Below are 1025 nucleotides of genomic sequence, written 5' to 3'. Positions count from 1 at the left end.
CCCCACCAGCCGCACCCCCCTCTTCGACCAGTACGCGGACCCGCCCCGCCGCCGCGCCGCCAACGAGTAGCGGGCGGCTGCCGGCGACCGGAACCGATTTCCTGGGCGGCGATCCGGGATGCTAAGGTTCCTTCCGTTGTGAGGGCCTGTAGCGCAGTCCGGTAGCGCACCTCGTTCGCATCGAGGGGGTCTGGGGTTCAAATCCCCACAGGTCCACTTCAGGGCCGTTCACGAGTGACCTCGTAGGCGGTTCACGAGATCCCGCCCGATCGTTCCGATCGGACGGGATCCAGTTGTTTCCGGGCCGGTGCGCGGATCGTCAGGCGCCGGGTTCCTCCTGGAGGGCACGCACCTCGATCCTGCTGCGCAGCGCCCGCGAAGCCTGCTTGGTCCATTCGATCGCGACGTCGTCGTTCTCGGCCTCGATGATCCAGAAGCCGCCGAGGTACTCGTCGGCCTCGACGAACGGGCCCGATGTGAGTACGGGGCTGTCTCCGGAGTAGTCCACCGTGGTCGCGCTCGACGGCGGCTGCAGCCCCCCGGCGGTCACGAACGCGCCCGCCTCCTGAATGGCGGTGTTGAACGCACCGACCGCGGCCATGACTTCCTGCAGCTCCGCGGGGTCCATGTCCTCCATCGTCGGCTCCTCGGCGGAGTCGTGCGGGAGGCTCAGGAAGTACTTCGTCATCGTCGTCTCCTCGTCGTACGGCCGACGGCCGCTGCCCTGATGCCCGAAACGCTAGGCGCGGCGTACCGCTGACGTATCAGTCATCGTGACTGGTGTCCGGGAGGCCGACGACCGGCGCCGGTCACCGGACGAGGTGGGCCAGCTCGGCGCGCCCGGTGACGCCGAGCTTCGGGTACGCCTTGTAGAGGTGGTGGCCGACGGTCCGTGGGCTGAGGAAGAGCTGCGCGGCGATCTCCTTGTTGGTGCGACCGCCGGCGGCCAGCCGTACGACCTGCAGCTCCTGCGGGGTCAACAGGGTGAGCGGGCCGCTGTGCTGCGGCTCGTCGCCCCGCTCGCC

Annotated in this window: 2 protein-coding genes and 1 tRNA gene; 1 reads left to right on the top strand and 2 read right to left on the bottom strand. The window is 69.3% G+C overall.

The annotated features are described in order from the left end of the window. The first annotated feature begins 142 nt into the window (after window positions 1-142). Window positions 143-216, top strand: a tRNA-Ala gene (locus H5J30_RS35525). A 103-nt stretch (window positions 217-319) separates the two neighbouring features. On the opposite strand, the gene H5J30_RS35520 is transcribed toward H5J30_RS35525, so the two are convergent. Beyond that, window positions 320-688 carry a YciI family protein gene (locus H5J30_RS35520; RefSeq protein ID WP_181791906.1) on the bottom strand — a complete coding sequence of 123 codons (369 nt, stop codon included), beginning with the start codon at window positions 686-688 and terminating at the stop codon, window positions 320-322. A gap of 121 nt (window positions 689-809) precedes the next feature. After that, a partial coding sequence (locus H5J30_RS35515; protein ID WP_181791905.1) for a response regulator transcription factor occupies window positions 810-1025 on the bottom strand: 216 nt, incomplete at its 5' end.

Source organism: Streptomyces phytophilus, from assembly GCF_013870535.1.
GTDB lineage: Bacteria > Actinomycetota > Actinomycetes > Streptomycetales > Streptomycetaceae > Streptomyces > Streptomyces phytophilus.
The sequence above is the reverse complement of the archived record's forward strand: the minus strand, read 5'-3'. Positions and strand labels throughout refer to the sequence as shown.